We start from the raw sequence: 19,116 nt of genomic DNA, 5'->3' as shown, positions 1-19,116 counted from the left end.
GGATCTGCTGATACGCCCATATTGCCACGCTGTCCGCCCGACGGCGCGGTTTACGCCGCAGGCGGAGCGGTGTTATGCCCCAAAAGTTCGGCGAGGAACGGACCGGCCGCCCGGTGGCGGGCAAAGAGCCCTCCCGTGAGGGCCTTGGTGCCGCGCAGGGGTTCCCGGGTTGGCACGCGCTGAAGCCGGCCGTAGCCCGGAACGTCGAAGATGACCGAGTCCCAGCTGGCCCCCACCACGTCTTTGCCGAAGCTGCTGATGCAACGTCCGCGGAAGAAGGCACGAGTGTCCGACGGCGGTTCGGTCATCGCTGCGGCGATGGCTCCGTCGTCGACGATCCGCTGCATGCGGTTCCGTGCCAGGAACCGGTAGTACAGTCCCTTCTCCGGCCTGATGTCTGCCCACTGGAGGTCCACGAGGCCGAGCCTCGCGTCACCCCAGGCAAGGTTGTCGCGGTTCCGGTAACCCTCGAGGAGGGAGAGCTTGGCCAGCCACTCCACGGACGTGGCCGCCGCGTTCCTGTCGGAATCGAGCTGGGTCAGCGTGGCAGCCCAGCGCTCCAGCACCTGATGCGTATGGCCGTCCCCGTCCACGGCATCGGCAACGCCGGTGTCTTGCGCCAGCTTGGCCGCCGCCTCGTGGTAAATCCATTGCAGGTCCAGGGCCGTCACGCGGCGCCCGTCCAGCAGCCTGAGTTTGGCTGTCAGCGACGTGTCGTGGCTGACTGTCTGGAGGGCTGCGACGGGTTCGTGCACCTCCACCTTGGGCGCCAGCCCGGCCTCGATCAGGCTCAGGACCATGGCAGTGGTGCCGAACTTGAGGTAGTTGGAGGATTGGCTCAGGTTGGCGTCACCGATGATCACATGCAGGCGCCGGTATTTATCGGCGGTGGCGTGTGGCTCATCCCGGGTGTTGATGATGGGACGCCGGATGGTGGTTTCCAGGCCCACCTCCGCCTCGAAGAAGTCTGCGCGCTGGCTGATCTGGTACCCGGGTGTGGAGCTGTCCTGCCCCAGGCCCACCCGCCCGGCGCCGCAGATGATCTGCCGCGTGACGAAGAACGGCGTCAGCCCCCGCACGATGTCCCCGAAGGGTACCGAGCGTGGCATGAGGTAGTTCTCGTGGGAGCCGTAGGAGACAGACTTGTTGTCCGTATTGTTCTTGTACAGGTTGACCGGGGGCAGCTCGGGATCCGCGGCCAGGCGGCGGACTGCCGCCAGCGCGACGAGGTCCCCGGCGGCATCCCAGATCACCGCATCGCGGGGGTTGGTCACCTCCGCACTGGAGTACTCCGGGTGGGCATGATCCACGTACAAGCGGGCTCCGTTGCCCAGGACCATGTTCATCAGGAGGCTGCCGGACTCGTCCTCACCGTCCAGTTCCAATTCCTCGCGGCCGTAGGCAAGCGCCACCGCTTCGGCGTCGAGTACCGGCGGCTGGTCTGTCAGCTGGCTGGGGTGGGCCGACGCCCTTTCCAGGGTCCAGCCACGGGCGTCGTGGAGGGGCTCCTCGTCCGTGTAATCCCACCGGGTCTCTGCCCCTCCAGCCGCCCTTTGCCGCGTCACCTGGGCATAAGCCTGGACAACGCGGGCGGACATCATGGTGGCGTTTGCTCCGGGCGCGGACGGGGCGTGGATGCCGTATTCCGTTTCCGCCCCCATGACACGCATGGCCCCGCCGGCCGGGAGCCCAACCCCGCCGGCGCGTTCCGGGGCTGCCGTCACAGGTACTGTCCCGTGTTCGGCATCGTTTCGATGGACTTGCCGGGCTCCTGGCCTGCCTTACCCTGCACGATGGTGCGGATGTAGGTGATCCGTTCGCCCTTCTTACCTGAGATCCTCGCCCAGTCGTCCGGGTTGGTGGTGTTGGGCATGTCCTCGTGCTCGCGGAATTCATCCACCACGGCACGCAGCAGGTGCTCGATCCGGAGACCCTTCTGGTGCAGCGTCAGGAGATCCTTGATGGCGTACTTCTTGGCCCGGTCCACAACATTCTGGACTACGGCGCCTGAATTGAAGTCCTTGAAGTACAGCATTTCCGTATCGCCGTTGGCGTAGGTGACTTCCAGGTACTCGTTGGACTTCTCCGTGGAGTACATGGCTTCAACCGTGCGCTGGACCATGGCGTCCACCGTCGCCTGGACGTCACCGCTGTGTTCGGCGAGGTCGGACTCGTGGAACGGCAGGTCCGTGGTGATGTATTTGTTGAAAATATCCGCCGCGGCCTCTGCATCGGGGCGCTGGATCTTGACTTTCACGTCCAGGCGGCCGGGGCGGAGGATGGCGGGGTCGATCATGTCCTCGCGGTTGGATGCACCGATCACAATGACGTTGTCCAGCCGCTCCACGCCGTCGATCTCACTCAGCAGCTGCGGGACGATGGTGGTCTCGACGTCTGAGGAGATCCCGGTTCCGCGCGTACGGAACAGGGAATCCATTTCATCAAAGAAAACTACCACGGGGCTGCCGTCCGAAGCCTTCTCCCGGGCCCGGGAGAAAATCAGGCGGATGTGGCGCTCTGTCTCGCCCACGTACTTGTCCAGAAGCTCCGGACCCTTGATGTTGAGGAAATAGCTCTTCAGGTCCACATTGCCGGACCGCTCCGCTGCCCGGGCGGCGAGGGAGTTGGCAACAGCCTTGGCAATCAGGGTCTTGCCGCACCCTGGCGGACCGTACAGCAGAATGCCCTTCGGGGCTTTCAGCCCATGCTCGCGGTAAAGGTCCGGGTGCAGGAACGGCAGTTCCACTGCGTCCCGGATCTGCTCGATCTGCGGACCGAGGCCGCCGATGTCCTCGTACGTGATGTCGGGGACTTCTTCGAGGACCAGGTTCTCTACTTCGGAGCGGGGCACTTTTTCGAGGGCGTAACCGGTGCGCGAGTCGATGGACAGTGCGTCCCCCACCCTGAGCTTTTCGGTGAGCAGGGCTCCGGAGAGCCTGATGACACGCTCCTCGTCCGCCCGCCCCACCACCAGCGCGCGGTCCGTTCCGAGCATTTCCTTCAGGGTTGCGAGTTCGCCGGCGCGTTCGTAGCCGAGGCCGGCAACAATAAGCAGTGCCTCGTTGAGGAGGACCTCCTGGCCGACCGCCAGCTGGTTGATGTTGACGAGGGGGCTGATGCCCACCCGCATCTTCCGGCCGGCGTTGAAAATGTCCACCGATTCCTCGGTGGCAGCCTGGCCGCTATTGCCCGCTGACGGCAGCCGCCTGGGATTGAGCTGCAGGACGGTGCCGAAGCTGTACGGTGGCTGGCCCTCCTGGTCCAAGGCATTTTTCAGCCGCAGAATCTCGGCCTTGGCCGCTTCCAGCATGCTGACAAGCTTCGCGTTGTTCTGCGTCGCGGCCGCCAGCTGGCGGTCAATGTGCCTGAGTTTGTCGCGGAGGACATTCGCCTGCCGGTCCGCAGCCGACAGTTCGTTGGCGGCCGACTGCTCCGCCGGTGTACGTCCGGAGTCCTGATTCGGCGTCTCCATGGTGCATTAGCCCCTTCCTGCTCTTCTTCTTAAGACCTTAGCCCCAAGTTGGCAGGTACTGCTGGAGACTCCCGAAATGTGGACTAGTTCGTGATCTCCGGTTCGTCCTTGACGTTGGTGCCGGCAATGGCATCGCGCGCGGCGCGGCGGAGCTTCTTGTCGGAAACCAGTCGTTCGCCGACGGCACCGGGTGTCCAGGCGTTGACGTCTTCTTCGTTGAAGCCGGTCTTCGACGGACGGCGCTTGACGGAGATGCCGGTGACCCCGTCGGCAAGGCGGCGGGTGACCAGAAGGAAGCCGGTGTGGGCAACCATGCGGTGGTCCGGGCGGACGGCAAGGCCCTCAAGGTGCCAGCCGCGGACCATGGACTCCCAGGCGTCGGGTTCGGTGAAGCGGCCGTCAGCCCTGATGGCTTCCGCGGTCCGGGACAGCTGGGTGACCGTGGCCACGTAGTTGATCCAGACGCCGCCGGGTGCGAGGACCGTGGCAACGGCGTCGAGGCATTCCCAGGGTGCCAGCATGTCCAGCACTACACGGTCCACGGAGCCGGGCGCCTCGCTGCGGACTACTTCCTCCTGGAAGTCGCCAAGGGAGATCCCCCACGCCGGGTGCGGGCCGCCAAAGATGGTTTCCACATTCCCGCGGGCAATGTCCGCAAATTCCTCACGGCGCTCGAAGGAGTGGAGGTAGCCGTTGTCGCCAACGGCCCGGAGCAGCGAGATGGACAGCGCTCCGGAGCCAACGCCGGCTTCAACAACCCTGGCGCCGGGGAAGATATCGGCCATGGTGACGATCTGGCCGGCGTCCTTCGGGTAGACCACTGCGGCGCCACGCGGCATGGAAAGGACAAAGTCCGAAAGGAGGGGGCGCAGCGTCTGGTACTGCTGGCCGACGTTGTTCACGACGACTGACCCATCTGCTTTTCCGATGATCTCGTCGTGGTTCAGGAAGCCGCGGTGCGTGTGGAAGGCGCCGCCGCTTTCGAGAGAGATCGTGTTCATGCGGCCGCGCTCGTCGGTCAGCTGGACCCGTTCGCCTTCACGGAAAGGCCCGCGGCGGCGGGCAGCTCCCACCGGCTGGGTGCCATTGGCGGCAACACCGGTGGTGGTTGGTGCTGCGGCTTCGGCGGCAGTTTCGCTGCTCATGGATTTTCCTCGCTCCTGTAAAACTGTGGGGCCACGCATCGAAATAGGTCCGCCGGGTGCGGCGCAGGCCTCCGGGCGGCCACGCGGCGGCAATGCACGGCCGGCACGTAACTCTACCGGCTTTGACCCTGAGGATGCCTATTTGACGGGTCAGCCTTGCCGGTGATGGCGGCCACCACCACGTTCTGCGCCAGAAGTCCGGTGACCGTTCCGTGATGGTCCACCACGGCATATTCGTGACCGTCCAGCTGGGAAAGGTACTGGATCAGTTCCTGCCCCTGGGACGACTCAGGTACGTAGGCTCCCGCCGCGAGGGCATAGGACACTGCCGTGGCAGGCGTGGAGTCGGCGGCGTAGTCAGGAACCGCGGCGAGGGCACCGGGATCCACAACACCCTGCGGGCGTCCATCCGGCCCGCAGACCACAACGGCGCGTGAACCGTCCGGTGACAGCCTGCGGATGTCCGCCACCACCGCGGTGGCTGGAATTCCGACGGCGGGAGCCGCCAGGGCAGCGGCGCTGACCAGATGCATCCTTCCGCGCAGGGTGCCCTGCTGGATTGCGGCGCTGGCACCCATCCAGAGGAAGCCGCCAACGAGGACGGTGATCATCAGGAGGCTGATATCTGGTGTCTCACCGGCCAGCAGCGGCCGGGCAATGAACCAGAAGCCCAGCGCTACCACGATGACGCGGCCGGCCCAGCCGGCGGCGACGGTGCCTTTGGCCTGGCTCCCGGTTGCTTTCCAGACGGCCGACTCAACGATCCTGCCCCCGTCCAGCGGGAGTCCGGGCAGGACATTGAAGATGCCGATGACGAAGTTGGCCCACATAAAGATGTTTGTGAGTATTTCGGCCACGGTGCCCATGCTGGTGGTGGAGAGGACCACCCAGGCGCCGCCGGCGAGGACCAGGTTGGCAGCCGGCCCGGCCAGCGCCACGATGACCGAGCGCGCCGGCGTCGCCGTGAAATTCTCAAACTGGGTGTGGCCGCCCCAGAGATTCAGCACGATCTTCTGCGTGGGCCAGCCGTAGATCTTGGCCGTGAGGGCGTGCGCCAGTTCGTGGACCAGGACTGAGATCAGGAGCAGCAGGGCGTACGCGAACGCCATGTAGTAGGCGGAAATGCCCAACACCGGATTCTGCTCCAACAGCAGGGGTCCGTAGACAATGACGGTAAAGGCGGCGATCACAAACCACGAGTAGGCCAGAATGACCGGGATTCCGGCGATCCTGCCGAGCGGTATTCCTTCGCGGCGGGCGGGGGCGGGCGCGGAACTCATGACGGGCTCCCCGTCACAGGCATTGCAGATCCAGCCACCGCGGCGGCCAGGCTGCCCGCGGCGATGGCCTCCAGCTCGGAAACGGTGCGGCCGGCCAGGGATTCCCAGGTGGTGTGCCCGGGATCGTGGGGGATCGGGACAATGTGCGGAATGGCGACGGTGGCGACGCCCGAGGCCACAGCAGCAGCCACTCCCGGTGCGGAGTCCTCAAGGGCGACGCAGTGATCCACGGTCAGGTCCGGGTCCGCTTCCTGAAGCAGCTCCACTGCCTTCAGGTATGCTTCCGGGTGCGGCTTGCCCTGGGTGACGGTGTCCCCCGTGACCAGGAATTCGAAGTAACGCTTGGGCAGGCTCGCGACAATTTCGCGGGCCAACGGCTCCTCCGACATGGTCACCAGCGCGCACCGCACACCGGCGACGTGCAGGTCATCCAGCAGTTCCCGCGCACCGGGACGCCAAGGAACAGAGTGCCGGACGCTCCTGATGACCTCAGAGGTCAGGGTGTCGATGATCTCCCGGCGCTCCAGCCGGACACCGGCTGCCTGCAGGATTCCGGCCGAATACGTCAGCGACTGACCCACGAGCTGCATGGCCTGCCCATGTGACCATGTGCCGCCATGCGCTTCCACAAGGGCGTGCTCCGCGGCAATCCAGTAGCGTTCAGTGTCCACAATGGTGCCGTCCATATCCCAAAGAACGGCTCTGAGCGGGGAAACGGAGGGTAGGGATCGCATGTTCCCAGTCTACGGGGCGCACCTGAACGCCAGCCGGTGGATACGCCCTCGGCGAATATCAGCTTTGCCTTTGGGCGCGCACGCGCCCCGGCGCACTTTTTGGCTCTTCATTCAATGCGTCGCGCCGGTTCTTGGACGTAGGGTGATGAGATGAATAGCTTCGACGGAGACACCGCGGAACCGGGTGCCGCACCTGAACCGGAGCAGTTCCTGCTGCCAGTGGCGGACGGGGAGCGCATTACTGTGATGCTGGCCGCATTTGAAGGCTGGAACGATGCCGGCGAAGCCGCCAGTGATTCCTTGCGCTACCTGAACAGGGTTTGGGGCGGCAAGAAGGTCGCGTCCATTGACGCCGACGAATACTACGATTTCCAGTTCACGCGTCCCACGGTCCGAAGGAACGCCTCGGGGGAACGCAAGATCAAGTGGCCCTCCACACGGATCTACAAGGCCAGTGCGCCGGATTCGAACGTGGACGTCATTTTCGTCCAGGGCATTGAGCCGTCCTACAAGTGGCGGGCCTATACGGCGGAACTGCTGGTCCACGCCGAAGCGCTGAAGGTGGACTACGTGGTCCTGGTGGGGGCCCTTCTGGCAGACGTTCCGCACAGCAGGCCGATTCCGGTCAGCACGTCCTCTGACGACGCTGTGTTGCGGGAACGCCTCAACCTTGAAGCATCCCAGTATGAAGGTCCCGTCGGCATCGTCGGAGTACTGTCCGAAGTGTCCCTCCTGGCGGGCCTTCCGACTGTTTCCCTTTGGGCAGCCGTCCCGCATTACGTGGCCCAGGCCCCGTCACCCAAGGCACAGCTGGCTCTCCTGCACCGGGTCGAGGAATTGATCCAGGTCCCGCTGGACACGCACGAACTGGCGGAAGAGGCAGCTGCGTGGGAGCGCGGCGTCGATGAGTTGGCTACCGAGGATCCTGAGATCGCCGCGTACGTCCGCCAGCTGGAAGAGGCAAAAGATACGGCCGATCTTCCGGAGGCGAGCGGCGAATCCATCGCGCGGGAGTTTGAGCGCTATCTCAAGCGTCGGGGCCGGGACAAGCCCTAAAGTACGACGCCGAGCAAGGCGTCCAGGGCGTCCCTGACCAGGGCCTGATCATGCTGGCTGCCCGCTGCCGCGGCGGAGTCCGCCGAGGCAGCCCAGCGGTCAACAGCTTCCAGGGCGGCCGGTGCGTTCAGGTCAGATGCAAGGGCGGACCTCATTTCTGCGATCAGGCCGGGGGCCGATCCTTCCGGCGAGGTGGCGACGGCGCTGCGCCACGCAGCCAGGCGGTCCTTCGCGGCTTCAAACCCTTCAGCGGTCCAGGACCAGTCTGAACGGTAATGGTGGGCCAGGATGGCCAGGCGGATGGCAGCCGGATCTTCTCCCTCGGCCCGAAGTTTGGACACCAGGACCAGGTTGCCCTTGGACTTGCTCATCTTTTCGCCGTCCAGGCCCACCATGCCGGCGTGGGCATAGTGGTGGGCCAGCGGCACTTCGGCGAGGGAATAGGCGTGACCGGCGCCCATCTCGTGGTGCGGGAAGATGAGGTCAGAGCCGCCGCCCTGGACAGTGAAGGGAGCCGGCAGGTACCGCTGGGCGATGACCGTGCATTCGATGTGCCAGCCAGGCCTGCCCTGGCCCAACTCACCGCCCGGCCAGCTGGGCTCGCCGTCACGGGCAACCCGCCAGAGCAGGGGGTCCAGGGCCTGCCGCTTGCCGGCCCGGCCCGGGTCGCCGCCGCGTTCGGCGAACAGTTCCAGCATTTCGGCTTCACCAAGGCGGGAGATCGAGCCCAGGGTCCAGGCATCCGGGGCGACCGACTGCTTGCCGGCAGCTTCGACGTCGTAGTAGACGTCGCCGTCGGGCTCCCCTGCCGTACCAGGGACGCGGTAGGCCAGCCCCAGCCGGACCAGCCGTTCGATGGCCGGAACAATGATGTCAACTGATTCAACGGCACCCACGTAGTGGTCCGGCGAGAGGACGTTCAGGGCCTCCATATCGGTCTGGAAGAGTTCAATCTGGCTCGCGGCCAGGTCCCGCCAGTCCACACCGGTGGCAGTCGCGCGCTCCAGCAGGGGGTCGTCGACGTCGGTGACGTTCTGGACGTAGGAAACCTGCTGGCCGGCGTCACGCCAGGCCCTGTTCAGCAGGTCGAAGGCCACGTAGCTGGCCGCATGGCCCATGTGGGTTGCGTCGTAGGGAGTGATCCCGCAGACGTACATGGATTGCTCTCCCCCGGCCCGGAGCGTGACCTCACTCCCCTTAGCGGTATCGAACAGCCGGATGGCAGGCATGGCGCCGGGCAGCGCAGGGACAGGGCGGGAGGTCCAGGATTTCACAGCCTAAGCCTACGGCTAGGCGCTGATGACATTGAAACCGAGCAAGAGATACAGGGCCAGGCCCAGGAAGATCCGGTACCAGACGAAGAGCCGGTAGCTTCGGGTGGAAATGAACTTGAGGAACCAACCGATGATCACGTAGCCCACCACCAGGGCGATGACGGTGGCCAGCGCCGTCTCCGGAAGGCCGTAGGGGCCGGTGATGCCTTCCTTGGAGACCACCTTATACAGCTGGTAAAGGCCGCTGCCGAACACCGCCGGGATAGCCAGGAGGAACGAATACCGCGCGGCGGCTTCGCGCGTGTAGCCCATCAGGAGACCTGCGGTGATGGTGCCGCCGGATCGCGACACGCCGGGAATAAGAGCCAGGGCCTGGGCGAAGCCGTACAAAATGCCGTGTTTGTAGGTGAGCTGGGTGAGGTCCCGGTCCTGCTTTCCGATCGCGTCGGCCACGGCCAGAAAGAGCCCGAAGACAATCAGCATGGTGGCTACGAGCCACAGGCTCCTCAGCACCGACTCGATCTGGTCCTGGAACAGCAGACCCAGCACGATGATGGGGAGGCTGCCCAGGATCACCAGCCAGCCCATGCGGGCATCCGGGTCCTGCCGGGAGACTTTTCCGGTCAGCGATCCCGCCCAAGCCTTGACGATCCGCACGATGTCGCGCCAGAAGTAGATCACCACCGCCGTTTCGGTACCAAGCTGCGTGATGGCGGTAAACGCGGCTCCGGGATCGGATGCGTTGGGCAGGAACTGCCCCACAATCCGCAGGTGCGCGCTCGATGAAATCGGTAGAAATTCGGTCAGTCCCTGCACTAGGCCCAGCAGGGCCGCCTCAAACCAGTTCACGCTAAGACCCTACGTCATGGACACTGTTGATTCCCCGTAAGCTTGCAGCTATGCAGCAGCGTTACGTCGGCAACAGTGGATTGCGAGTCTCCGCCCTTTCCCTCGGCACCATGTCCTGGTCCGGCGATACCGACGAACAGGACGCCTCGGAGATATTGCGGACATTTATCGATGGTGGCGGAAAACTTATAGATACCGCGGCGTCTTACGCCGACGGCCGCGCCGAGGCGATGATCGGCTCTCTCCTGGGTGACGTCGTCTCCCGCACCGAAGTCTGCATTTCCACCAAGGCGGGGATGTCGACGTCGGACGGCCGGCGCACGGTGGACACGTCACGCAACGCGATGCTCACCGGCCTGGACGCAAGTCTGGCCAGGCTGGGGACTGACTACGTGGATATCTGGTTTGCCCAGGCATGGGACGGCAATGTCCCGCTGGACGAGACCCTGTCCGCGCTTGAATTCGCGCTCCGGAGCGGCCGCGCCCGCTATGCGGGCATCTCCAACTTCAACGGGTGGCAAAGCGCCAAGGCTGCGGCGGTGGCCGGATTTCCGCTCGTAGCCGCGCAGGCTGAATATTCACTCCTGCAGCGAAAGGCGGAAGCGGAACTGGTTCCCGCCGTCGAAGATGCCGGCCTGGGGCTGATGGCCTGGGCTCCGCTGGGACGTGGCGTTCTGACTGGCAAGTACCGCGGCGCCATTCCCGCCGATTCCCGGGCGGCAAGAACAGACTCCGCACCCTACGTAGAGCCGTATCTGGAGGCGCAGCCGTCCAGCGTAGTGGAAGCCGTGGCCATGGCGGCCAAGGGCCTGGGCCGGACACCGCTGGATGTCTCGCTGAGCTGGCTATTGTCCCAGCATGGCGTGGCCACTGCCATCATCGGGCCCCGGACTCCCGTGCAGGCGAAAGAAATCATGGCCGCCCAACTAACCAGGCTGCCGCCCGAAATTGCCCGCGCGCTCGAGGACGTTTCCCTGCCCGGCTGAGTTTCCGTGCCGGCGGAGACGCCGTTCAGGGCCGCAGCGTTGGGTCGTTGCCCGCGATGGCGGCGTGGAGTTCTCAGTCCTCGAGAATTTCCAGGTCCTCGTCGTCATCGATGCCGGCTTCATCGTCCTCATCTTCTTCATCATCGAAGACCTGAAGGGGTGTAACTTCGCTGTAAGCCTCGTAGAGTGCGTCTTCATAAACCTCGAAAGCATCCGCGACCGCAAAAAAAGCCGCTTCCACCGCGGGATCGCCATCTCCACGCCGGTTGGATGCTGCTATAAGGTGTTCTTCCAAGGCGGTTGTCAAGGACTGAAGCGCGACACGCGGATCGATGCTCATGCCTTCACGTTAGCCGGAAAAGGACGAAAATGGAGAGCAATGAAGGAACATTTTCTCACCAGCTCGGTCCAGCGCGAACGGGACATTCTGAGGCAGTACGAGTACCTCGTTCTGACGGTCAGCCCTGACGATTCGCTGCCTGATGCCAGGCGCCGGCTTGTGGAGCATTCCGAGTACGGCAAGTGGGAGCTGGAACGCAGCAAGCTGTATTTGGGCGGCGGCAGGCGCTTCTGGCTCCGCCGCCGGGTGATGCAGGTCCAGCGGACCGTGTAGGAATTGTCCGGCCAGCGGACCGTATAGGGACTAACGGGCCAGCGGCCTGTTCAGTCCTCCAACGGACCCAGCCACGCGTTCGCCACCGTGTTGTGCGCCGACTCATCGTCTGATGGATGGAACATCCCCGCCAGCACGTCCCGGTACAGGCGTTCAAGCTCCGACCCACGAAAGTAGCTGGAGCCGCCACTCACCCTGATGGCCATGTCCACAACCCGGCGGGCCGTTTCAGTTGCATTGACCTTCAGCCCCACAAGTTTGGGAAACCATTGCGGCCCGTGCTCAACGAGCGCATCCACATCGCGGCTGACGGTCAGCAGCTGGGGGTAGAGGTTATCCATGGCCATTGCGGCCTCCGCGATCTTCCAGCGGATATCCGGATCCTGCGCATAGCTGCGGCCGGCATTCTTGAAGGACGTGCGGCGCTTGACGGCCTCAACACCCAGGTTCAGGGCACGTTCGCCAATGCCGGTGTACACGGCAGCCAGCAATGTCTCGAAGCACGCGAAGATGGCGAAAATCAGCGGATCGGCGTTAGGTCCCACCGGAAGTTTGCGGAAGATCCTCTCCGGCGGGACCTCGGCGCCGTCCAGGACGGTGGTGTTTGACTGGCTGGCCCGCATGCCCAGGGTGTTCCAGTCATCCAGGATGGCGTAGCCCGCGGCCTCCCGGCTGATGAACCCGTGCACGAGCTCCCCTTCGCCTTCCCTGGCCTGGCCGTCCTTGCCGAAGATTCCCAGTCGGGTCCAGGCGGGCGAAAGACTCGTGAAGATCTTGGTACCCGTGAAGCTGTACGCCCCGCCCGGCAGGGGAACGGCTGCCGTTTTTGAATCAAAAAGTACCGAATCATTGCCGGCTTCGGAATTGCCGAAGGCGAAGATCTCGCCGTGGGCGGCCTCCTGCAGGACGAAGCCAAGGGAATGGTCCCCCCGTGCGGCCAGGACGTGGGCGACGCCGGTCCAGACCAAATGCATGTTGATGGCCAAGGCGGTGGCCGGGGCCGCCGTTGCCAGCCGCCGCTGGCACTGTGCTGCCGCCGCCAGCCCAAGCCCCAGGCCGCCGTCGGACGCCGGCACAAACAGCCTGAGGTAGCCGGCGGCGGTCAGCTCCTCGAGGTCTTCAAAGAAGAAGGTGTTGTCCCGGTCATAGCCCGCAGCACGGCCGCGGATGGCCTGGAGCAAGGGCTCCGGCAGGACTTCCTCGGGAGTCATGTCCGGGCCGGCTCAGTAATTGGTGAGGAGCGTGTTGAGCACCCGGGCGCCGAACTTCAGCGAATCCACCGGAACCCGCTCGTCCACGCCGTGGAACATCCCGGTGAAATCGAGATCGTCGGGCAGCTGGAGGGGAGCGAAGCCGTAGCCGGTGATACCCAGCCGGCTCAATGACTTGTTGTCCGTGCCGCCGGAGAGCGTATAGGGAAGCACTTTCGCCCCCGGATCCTCGGTGTGCAGGGCGTCGATCATGGAATCCACCAGGTTTCCGGCGAACGGGACTTCAAGCGAGACGTCGCTGTGCACGTAGCTGACCTCTACACCGGAACCGGCAAGCTCCCGCACGACCTCCAGCACGTGGTCCTGCTGGCCCGGGAGCGTCCGGCAGTCCACCAGGGCCTCGGCCGATTCGGGGATGACGTTGTGCTTGTAGCCGCCCTTGAGCAGCGTGGGATTGGTGGTGTTCTGCAGGGTCGCCCCCACAAAGCGCGCCACGGTGCCGAGCTGGTCGAGCAGGCGGTCCGGATTGTCCGGATCGAACTCCACACCCGTGAGTTCGGTCACGCCGTCCAGGAACTGCCGCGTAGTGGGCGTCAGCTCAATCGGCCACTTGTATTCGCCGATCCGGGTTACCGCCGCAGCCAGCCGGGTGACGGCGTTGTCCGTATTGATCTGGGAGCCGTGGCCAGCCCGGCCGTGCGCCACCAGCCGGAGCCAGGAGATGCCCTTCTCAGCCGTCTGCAGGAGGTAGGTGCGCTGCCCGCCGATGGTCGCCGAGAAGCCGCCTACCTCCGAGATGGCTTCAGTTGCGCCTTCGAAGAGCTCGGGCCGCTTGTCGACCGCGTAGCGGGCCCCGTACTCACCGCCGGCTTCCTCGTCGGCGAAGAAGGCAAAAATAATGTCGCGCTTGGGCTTGCGCCCGGATCTGGCCAAATCCCGCATCACAGCAAGGATCATGGCGTCCATGTCTTTCATGTCCACGGCTCCGCGGCCCCAGATGAGTCCGTCTTTGAGCTCCGCACCAAAGGGATCCACCGACCACTGTTCACGCAGGGCGGGCACTACATCGAGGTGCCCGTGCACCACCAACGCGCTGGCGGACGGATCCTCACCGGCCATCCGGGTCACAACACTTGCGCGGCCGGGCGCCGACTCGAAGATCTCGGCTGCGAGGCCCACTTCTTCAATCAGCCCGGCCGTGTATTCCGCGGCCAACCGCTCCCCCGGCCCCGAACCGTCACCGTAGTTCGAGGTATCTATCCGGATAAGTTCCTGGCAGATCCGGACAACTTCATCCTCGGCACGGATGTCAGACATAGAAACTCCTTGGGCAGTGGGAAGGCTGCAAACAACCTGCGTTCTCGTGTGCCCTCAGCCTACCCATCAGCCCCGATTCCATGTTTTCGGAAAGTTCGTGTTAGAGTTTTTCTCGCTGCTTCGGAGAAAAGCGAAACGCTGAAAGGCGGAAACGATCTCCGAATTACCACCTGCGCGGGTGGCGGAATGGCAGACGCGCTAGCTTGAGGTGCTAGTCCTCGAAAGGGGGTGGGGGTTCAAGTCCCCCTCCGCGCACAAATGGGAAAACCCCTGAAATCCACGGATTTCAGGGGTTTTTTCTGTTTCCGTCGACGGCCTAAGCTGGAGCCGTGAATCCAACCCCGCCGCCTGGCCCGCTTGAAGTCGTCGTCCACTCCGGGCCGGCCGACTGGTGGGTAATCCTTGCCGGGCTTGGCCCCTTGGCTGTCCTGATCGCGGCCCTGCTGGCCTTCTACATCAACTGGCGCACCCTGGCCCAGCGCACGTCAGCCGATAAGACAGCGCTGGACCAGAAACGCGAAGCCGACGAGCAGGCGCTCCGGCAGAAGACCGAGGCGGACAGCCGGGCGGAATGGTGGCGACGCACCCAGTGGGCCCTGGACCGGGCCCTGGATCAGGATGAAGGAACCAAGGCCTTGGGGCTTGCGACCTTAAACGTCCTCGCAGGCAGTGAGCTGGCCCGTGCCGAGGAGCTTGAACTGTTCGACGCGGCGTGGGAGTACGTGCCTGGCGGGGACGATAGTGACTGGACCGTCAGCGCAGGGTCCCCTGAACACAAGGACGTGCACGCACGCCCGAATGCCGCCTCTGCGCCGGACAGGAAGGTCACCCCTGCCGAGCACCGGGTTCAGGTGGCGGCCGCCCGGCTGCGCGTGACGCTCGACGAGCGACTGGGGCGGATTACCCCGCCTCAGACCACGGCCTTGGCTAAGGACCTTGACTAGATCTCGCGGCTCGGCCGCCGTGCGCTGACTTTTAGCCCCGGGCACCGTGGTGCCCAATGTCACCCGACGCCGATCCCAGCGGGTGTCCGCACGGAAATATTGGCGCCGCAGAGAAATTTTCTTGCCAGGCTATTGGGGAATACCCGCCGGATGCTGTAGGTTGCATACGCGACAGACGAACCAAAGAAAAGAGATACACCTAAGTGGCAACCGATTACGATGAACTTCGCTCCGACGTCAAGGAGTCGCAGGACAACTCACTCGAGGCACTGCAGTCCGCCAATGCTCCGGACGCCCGCAGCGTCGTCCTCGAGCTCGATGAGGCCGACGGGCTGGATGGCGCCGGCGTTCCGGGAGGCGAATTCGTTGCCGAGGAATTGGTCGTGCAGGTTATCCCGCAGGCTGAGGACGAGTTCACGTGCTACTCCTGCTTCCTGGTCCGGCACCGCTCCCAGATTGCGCGGCAGAAAGACGGACACAGCTACTGCACTGACTGCGAAGGCTGATTCAAGAAACCCGGATATTCTTCCGTGGCGGCCGTGTTCCGCCAGCAGGAAGTTAAGGCACGCCCACGTTTAGTAGGCGTGCCTTTCCGGTTAACAGGCTCGAGTAACAGGCTCGAGCTGACCCGCTTAGGCGAGACGGCTGCGGACGATCTCGCTGACAGCCTTGCCGTCGTAGCGTCCGGCGACTTTGGCCGTGACAGGCTTCATCACGGCGCCCAGCTGACGCATTCCGGGCTCTACGCCTTCGTTCCGCAGCCCGGCAATGGTCTCGTCAACAATCGCCTCGACTTCGGCTGTTGTCAGCGGCTGCGGCAAGTACGCTTCTATGATTTCGGCCTCGGCGATCTCGGCCGCGGCCCGCTCGGATTCTCCGGCTTCCATATAGATCCTTGCGGTGTCACGTCGCTTTGCAGCCTCCTTCTGCAACAACGAGGTCACCTGGGCGTCGTCCAGGACAATGGGCGTCTTTCCCGACTTCTCCCGTGTTTCGATCTCGCCCAGGACATTGCGCACCGTGGTCAGGGCGGTTTTGTTCCGCTCCTTCATGTGCACCACAACATCAGCGTGCAGGCGTTCCTTCAAAGTGGTCACGGCATTCCTCGATTCCTTGAGCGCCGCAGGGCGGCAGGACAGTGGTGAACCATCCCTCTAGTACCGTAGAGGGATATGGCTGACAATCACTACTCCCGGCGCGGCGGGAAACGACCTTGATTCCCGAGCAATTGTGGCAACGGATCGTTGAAGCCTTCAGCCGTGCCGCCATCCCCCAAGTCACGGTGGCCGAACTGGCTGTGGTGCTGGCGCTGGCAACTGCATTGTCCATCCCCCGTGCCACCTGGAAGTACTTTGGGCTCCTGGCCACCGCCACGCACGAACTCGGCCATGCTTTCGCCGCCGTTATGAGCGGCCAAAGACTGAGCGGGATCCGGCTCCGGTTGGACCACTCCGGCATAACCACCAGTTACAGCCGGGGCAGGGCCGCCGCCGTCTGGTCCGGATTCTGGGGCTATCCTGTACCTGCCCTGACCGGCGCTGCCCTGGTCACCTCCGGTTTTGCCGGCTGGGGTCCGGCCGCCTTGGCCACAGGCACCCTTATCCTCCTGGTTTCGCTCGTGTTCATCAGGAACTTCGCGGGGCTGCTGATCACAGGCCTTGCCGTCGCAGGCGGCGGGGTGTTGGTCCTCGTTGTGCCCAGCAGCTTCACCGGCCATGTTGCAGTCGTGCTTGGCGTGGCCCTGCTTGTGGCCGCCGTCCGGGATCTCGCGAAGCTCACCAATGTGCACCTGCGGCGCCGTGACAGGCTGGCCAGTTCCGACGCGTATATCCTGTACCGCGCAACGTCCATACCCTCCGGCATCTGGATCGCGCTCTTTGTCGTCGTTATTGCCGGCTCCTGGCTGGTCGCCTGGCAGCCCATCTCGGCAATCCTGGCCGCCGGAGCCTAGGCTGGTCCGCATGAGCCAGGAATTTCCGAGCGGGCCGCAGGCCACGAATGCCACCGCTGCCGACAGCACGCACACCAGCACCGGGCACAGCACCTTGGGCGCATATGTGACCGGCGGTGCCGAGTTCAACCGGGACACGAATTACATTGAGGACCGGATCACCCACGACGGCCGTCCCGGCGTCAACGGCGTGCCGGGGTGGCCAGTGGAAGCTGGCCGGTACCGGCTGATTGCGGCGCGGGCATGCCCGTGGGCGAACCGGGCCGTGATTGTGCGTAGGCTCCTCGGCCTGGAGGACTCCATCTCCCTTGGCCAGCCCGGCCCTACCCACGATGCCCGGTCGTGGTCTTTTGACCTCGATCCGCGCGGGGTAGACCCTGTGCTTGGCATCGAGCGCATCCAGAGCGCCTATTTCCGGCGCTTCCCGGATTACCCGCGCGGCATCACGGTGCCAGCGATCGTTGATATTGCCAGCGGCGCGGTGGTCACCAACAACTTCCCTCAGATCACCCTGGACTTTGCCACCGAATGGACCCGTTTCCACCGGGTCGGGGCGCCTGACCTTTACCCGGAACACCTCCGCGCCGAAATTGACTCCGTCAACAAGCGCGTCTTCACCGAGGTCAACAACGGCGTCTACCGCTGCGGCTTTGCGGGCTCCCAGGAGGCCTATGACTCGGCCTACACCAGGCTGTGGGCCGCGCTCGACTGGCTCGAGGAACGCCTCACCGGACAGCGGTACCTCGTGGGTGACACCATCACGGAAGCGGATGTCCGCCTGTTCACTACCTTGGCCAGGTTCGATGCCGTCTATCACGGGCATTTCAAGTGCAACCGGCAGAAGCTGACCGAACTGCCGGCCCTGTGGGGCTACGCAAGGGATCTTTTCCAGACTCCCGGTTTCGGAGACACGATCGATTTTGTCCAGATCAAGCAGCACTATTACATCGTCCACGAGGACATCAATCCCACCCGGATGGTGCCGCAGGGTCCTGATCCGGCGGGCTGGCTGGAGCCCCATGGCAGGGAATCACTGGGCGGCCGGCCGTTCGGTGACGGCACTCCCCCGGGGCCGGTGCGCCCCGGCGAAGAAGTTTCCCCCGGCCATGGAGCGGCTTAGGATCGGGAAAGCGCTTTCTAACCGGTTAGGCTAGCCCCATGCAGAAATCTTTTGGCTTTGCAGCACCCGGTTATGAAGGCGTTTTGGATCTGTTTGAGGCCCTTCTCGCCGCGGATCCGCAGTACAGCGCCCAACTGGCGGCCTACCGGGACGGCGTGAAGATCGTGGACCTGTCCGGCGGGCCCCACATCACCGCCGATTCCGTTACGGGGGCGTATTCAGTTTCCAAGGGCGTGGCGGCGCTGGTGATTTCGCTGCTCGTCCAGGGCGGGCTGCTGGACCTTAACCGGACGGTGGCGCACTACTGGCCCGAGTTTGGTTGCCATGGCAAGGACCGCTTGCTGGTGCGTGAAGCCCTGTCCCATCAGGCCGGACTGGTGGGAGTCGAGGGAGGCATCGCCCTGGACGAATTCACCACCTCCCTGGCCGCGGCAAGGTTGGCAGCGACAAGCCCCGCATGGCGTCCTGGCAGTTGCTTCGGATATCACGCCCTCACCATCGGAATCATTATGGAGGAACTCTGCCGGCGGGTCACGGCAACCAGCCTGCAGAGCCTCTATGACCAGCGCATCCGCACGGCCTACGGCATCGACTTCTTCCTGGGACTGCCCGAAGAGCTGGAACCGCGCTACCGTGACGTCCTCTACGACGTCGATCCTCTTCAACCATGGCTGGATCCGCTGAGCCTGGATGGGCTTAACAGCAACGCGGCAGTCAGCACAATCATGGAACTTCCCAATCAACGGGCCGTCCGCGCCGCGGGGATGAGTGCCGCCGGCGGTGTGGGTACGGCGGAGGGCCTGGCCAGGCTCTACGCCGCGGCCATCACCGGTGTGGACGGCCGGGACCCCTTGTTGACCCCTGAGACCGTCAGCGCCATGTCCCAGGAGCAGGTGTGGGGCCTGGACCGCCTGTCCGGACTGGACAACGCCTTTGCCGTGGTCTTTATGAAGCCACACGTGTCGCGGAATTTCGGCAGCCACCGCGCCTTCGGCCACGAGGGAGCCAACGCTGCGCTGGGGTTCGCCGATCCCGCGTACGGCCTCGGCTTCGGATACATCCCGCAGCGGGCGGAGGACGGACGCACCCAGGGCAAAGCTCATCGGCTGGCTGCGGAGGTCCGGCGGGCGGCGTCGGCCTTGTCCTAGTACACGGGTGCACCTA

General features: G+C 64.4%; 19 protein-coding genes and 1 tRNA gene. 9 read left to right on the top strand and 11 right to left on the bottom strand.

The window, feature by feature from the left end; translation table 11 throughout:
* Positions 1–50: 50 nt before the first annotated feature.
* The 5 genes from dop to ACX80X_RS03545 form a co-directional block, all read right to left on the bottom strand.
* Positions 51–1,724 (bottom strand): depupylase/deamidase Dop, encoded by a 1,674-nt coding sequence (dop, locus tag ACX80X_RS03565; protein WP_374209897.1) that lies wholly within the window; start codon positions 1,722–1,724, stop codon positions 51–53.
* Complete coding sequence (arc, locus tag ACX80X_RS03560; protein WP_252598826.1) at positions 1,721–3,472, bottom strand: proteasome ATPase; 1,752 nt, start codon at positions 3,470–3,472, stop codon at positions 1,721–1,723. The genes dop and arc overlap by 4 nt, the downstream gene beginning before the upstream one ends.
* A gap of 83 nt (positions 3,473–3,555) precedes the next feature.
* Positions 3,556–4,617: a tRNA (adenine-N1)-methyltransferase gene (locus ACX80X_RS03555; RefSeq protein ID WP_252598825.1), complete on the bottom strand. Its 1,062-nt coding sequence runs from the start codon at positions 4,615–4,617 to the stop codon at positions 3,556–3,558.
* Between the two features lie 113 nt (positions 4,618–4,730).
* Positions 4,731–5,897, bottom strand: a complete 1,167-nt coding sequence (locus tag ACX80X_RS03550) for a site-2 protease family protein (protein ID WP_252598824.1) — start codon at positions 5,895–5,897, stop codon at positions 4,731–4,733.
* On the bottom strand, positions 5,894–6,583 hold the full coding sequence (locus tag ACX80X_RS03545) for an HAD family hydrolase (RefSeq protein WP_252613784.1): 690 nt from the start codon (positions 6,581–6,583) through the stop codon (positions 5,894–5,896). Before ACX80X_RS03545 ends, ACX80X_RS03550 begins: the two co-directional genes overlap by 4 nt.
* Before the next feature lie 198 nt (positions 6,584–6,781).
* Between ACX80X_RS03545 and ACX80X_RS03540 the strand changes: the two genes are divergently transcribed.
* Entirely contained in the window at positions 6,782–7,687 is a 906-nt protein-coding gene (locus tag ACX80X_RS03540; protein WP_056339966.1) for a PAC2 family protein, read from the top strand.
* Here ACX80X_RS03540 and mshC read toward each other — a convergent pair.
* Both mshC and ACX80X_RS03530 read right to left on the bottom strand, forming a co-directional pair.
* On the bottom strand, positions 7,684–8,961 hold the full coding sequence (gene mshC, locus ACX80X_RS03535; protein WP_252598823.1) for a cysteine--1-D-myo-inosityl 2-amino-2-deoxy-alpha-D-glucopyranoside ligase: 1,278 nt from the start codon (positions 8,959–8,961) through the stop codon (positions 7,684–7,686). The genes ACX80X_RS03540 and mshC overlap by 4 nt on opposite strands.
* Before the next feature lie 15 nt (positions 8,962–8,976).
* Positions 8,977–9,810, bottom strand: coding sequence for an undecaprenyl-diphosphate phosphatase (locus ACX80X_RS03530; RefSeq protein WP_252565374.1), 834 nt, complete (start codon positions 9,808–9,810; stop codon positions 8,977–8,979).
* A 50-nt stretch (positions 9,811–9,860) separates the two neighbouring features.
* Here ACX80X_RS03530 and ACX80X_RS03525 point away from each other — a divergent pair, with 50 nt between their 5' ends.
* A complete protein-coding gene (locus ACX80X_RS03525; protein ID WP_252598822.1) occupies positions 9,861–10,796 on the top strand; it encodes an aldo/keto reductase in 936 nt (311 codons plus the stop codon).
* 73 nt (positions 10,797–10,869) lie between these two features.
* On the opposite strand, the gene ACX80X_RS03520 is transcribed toward ACX80X_RS03525, so the two are convergent.
* Positions 10,870–11,136 carry a hypothetical protein gene (locus ACX80X_RS03520; RefSeq protein WP_056339953.1) on the bottom strand — a complete coding sequence of 89 codons (267 nt, stop codon included), beginning with the start codon at positions 11,134–11,136 and terminating at the stop codon, positions 10,870–10,872.
* Positions 11,137–11,175: 39 nt separating this feature from the next.
* Between ACX80X_RS03520 and ACX80X_RS03515 the strand changes: the two genes are divergently transcribed.
* The gene (locus tag ACX80X_RS03515; RefSeq protein WP_056339951.1) at positions 11,176–11,409 is read left to right on the top strand and encodes a DUF5703 family protein; all 234 of its coding nucleotides are present in this window, start codon (positions 11,176–11,178) and stop codon (positions 11,407–11,409) included.
* A 50-nt stretch (positions 11,410–11,459) separates the two neighbouring features.
* Here ACX80X_RS03515 and ACX80X_RS03510 read toward each other — a convergent pair whose 3' ends face one another.
* Together ACX80X_RS03510 and ACX80X_RS03505 are read right to left on the bottom strand one after the other, a co-directional pair.
* Positions 11,460–12,620 carry an acyl-CoA dehydrogenase family protein gene (locus tag ACX80X_RS03510; RefSeq protein WP_252598821.1) on the bottom strand — a complete coding sequence of 387 codons (1,161 nt, stop codon included), beginning with the start codon at positions 12,618–12,620 and terminating at the stop codon, positions 11,460–11,462.
* 12 nt (positions 12,621–12,632) lie between these two features.
* Positions 12,633–13,937, bottom strand: a complete 1,305-nt coding sequence (locus tag ACX80X_RS03505; RefSeq protein ID WP_252598820.1) for a M20/M25/M40 family metallo-hydrolase — start codon at positions 13,935–13,937, stop codon at positions 12,633–12,635.
* 172 nt (positions 13,938–14,109) lie between these two features.
* On the opposite strand from ACX80X_RS03505, the gene ACX80X_RS03500 reads away from it, so the two are divergent.
* The 3 genes from ACX80X_RS03500 to ACX80X_RS03490 all read left to right on the top strand — a co-directional run bounded on the left by ACX80X_RS03500 (position 14,110) and on the right by ACX80X_RS03490 (position 15,387).
* Positions 14,110–14,192: transfer RNA gene (locus tag ACX80X_RS03500), tRNA-Leu, on the top strand.
* A 74-nt stretch (positions 14,193–14,266) separates the two neighbouring features.
* Positions 14,267–14,881: a hypothetical protein gene (locus tag ACX80X_RS03495; protein ID WP_252598819.1), complete on the top strand. Its 615-nt coding sequence runs from the start codon at positions 14,267–14,269 to the stop codon at positions 14,879–14,881.
* 203 nt (positions 14,882–15,084) lie between these two features.
* A complete protein-coding gene (locus ACX80X_RS03490) occupies positions 15,085–15,387 on the top strand; it encodes a DUF4193 domain-containing protein (RefSeq protein WP_056339942.1) in 303 nt (100 codons plus the stop codon).
* Between the two features lie 126 nt (positions 15,388–15,513).
* Here ACX80X_RS03490 and ACX80X_RS03485 read toward each other — a convergent pair whose 3' ends face one another.
* Positions 15,514–15,978: a GatB/YqeY domain-containing protein gene (locus tag ACX80X_RS03485; protein WP_252598818.1), complete on the bottom strand. Its 465-nt coding sequence runs from the start codon at positions 15,976–15,978 to the stop codon at positions 15,514–15,516.
* Between the two features lie 116 nt (positions 15,979–16,094).
* Here ACX80X_RS03485 and ACX80X_RS03480 point away from each other — a divergent pair, with 116 nt between their 5' ends.
* From ACX80X_RS03480 to ACX80X_RS03470, 3 genes are read left to right on the top strand one after another with little or no spacing between them, the layout of a single operon-like run.
* Positions 16,095–16,832 carry a M50 family metallopeptidase gene (locus ACX80X_RS03480; protein ID WP_256472760.1) on the top strand — a complete coding sequence of 246 codons (738 nt, stop codon included), beginning with the start codon at positions 16,095–16,097 and terminating at the stop codon, positions 16,830–16,832.
* A gap of 10 nt (positions 16,833–16,842) precedes the next feature.
* Positions 16,843–17,952 (top strand): glutathione S-transferase family protein, encoded by a 1,110-nt coding sequence (locus ACX80X_RS03475; RefSeq protein ID WP_252613761.1) that lies wholly within the window; start codon positions 16,843–16,845, stop codon positions 17,950–17,952.
* 38 nt (positions 17,953–17,990) lie between these two features.
* Entirely contained in the window at positions 17,991–19,100 is a 1,110-nt protein-coding gene (locus tag ACX80X_RS03470; RefSeq protein WP_252598816.1) for a serine hydrolase domain-containing protein, read from the top strand.
* Positions 19,101–19,116 lie beyond the last annotated feature (16 nt).

It is taken from the genome of Pseudarthrobacter sp. MDT3-1 (assembly GCF_054510755.1).
This window is presented reverse-complemented; position numbering and strand designations above follow the sequence as displayed.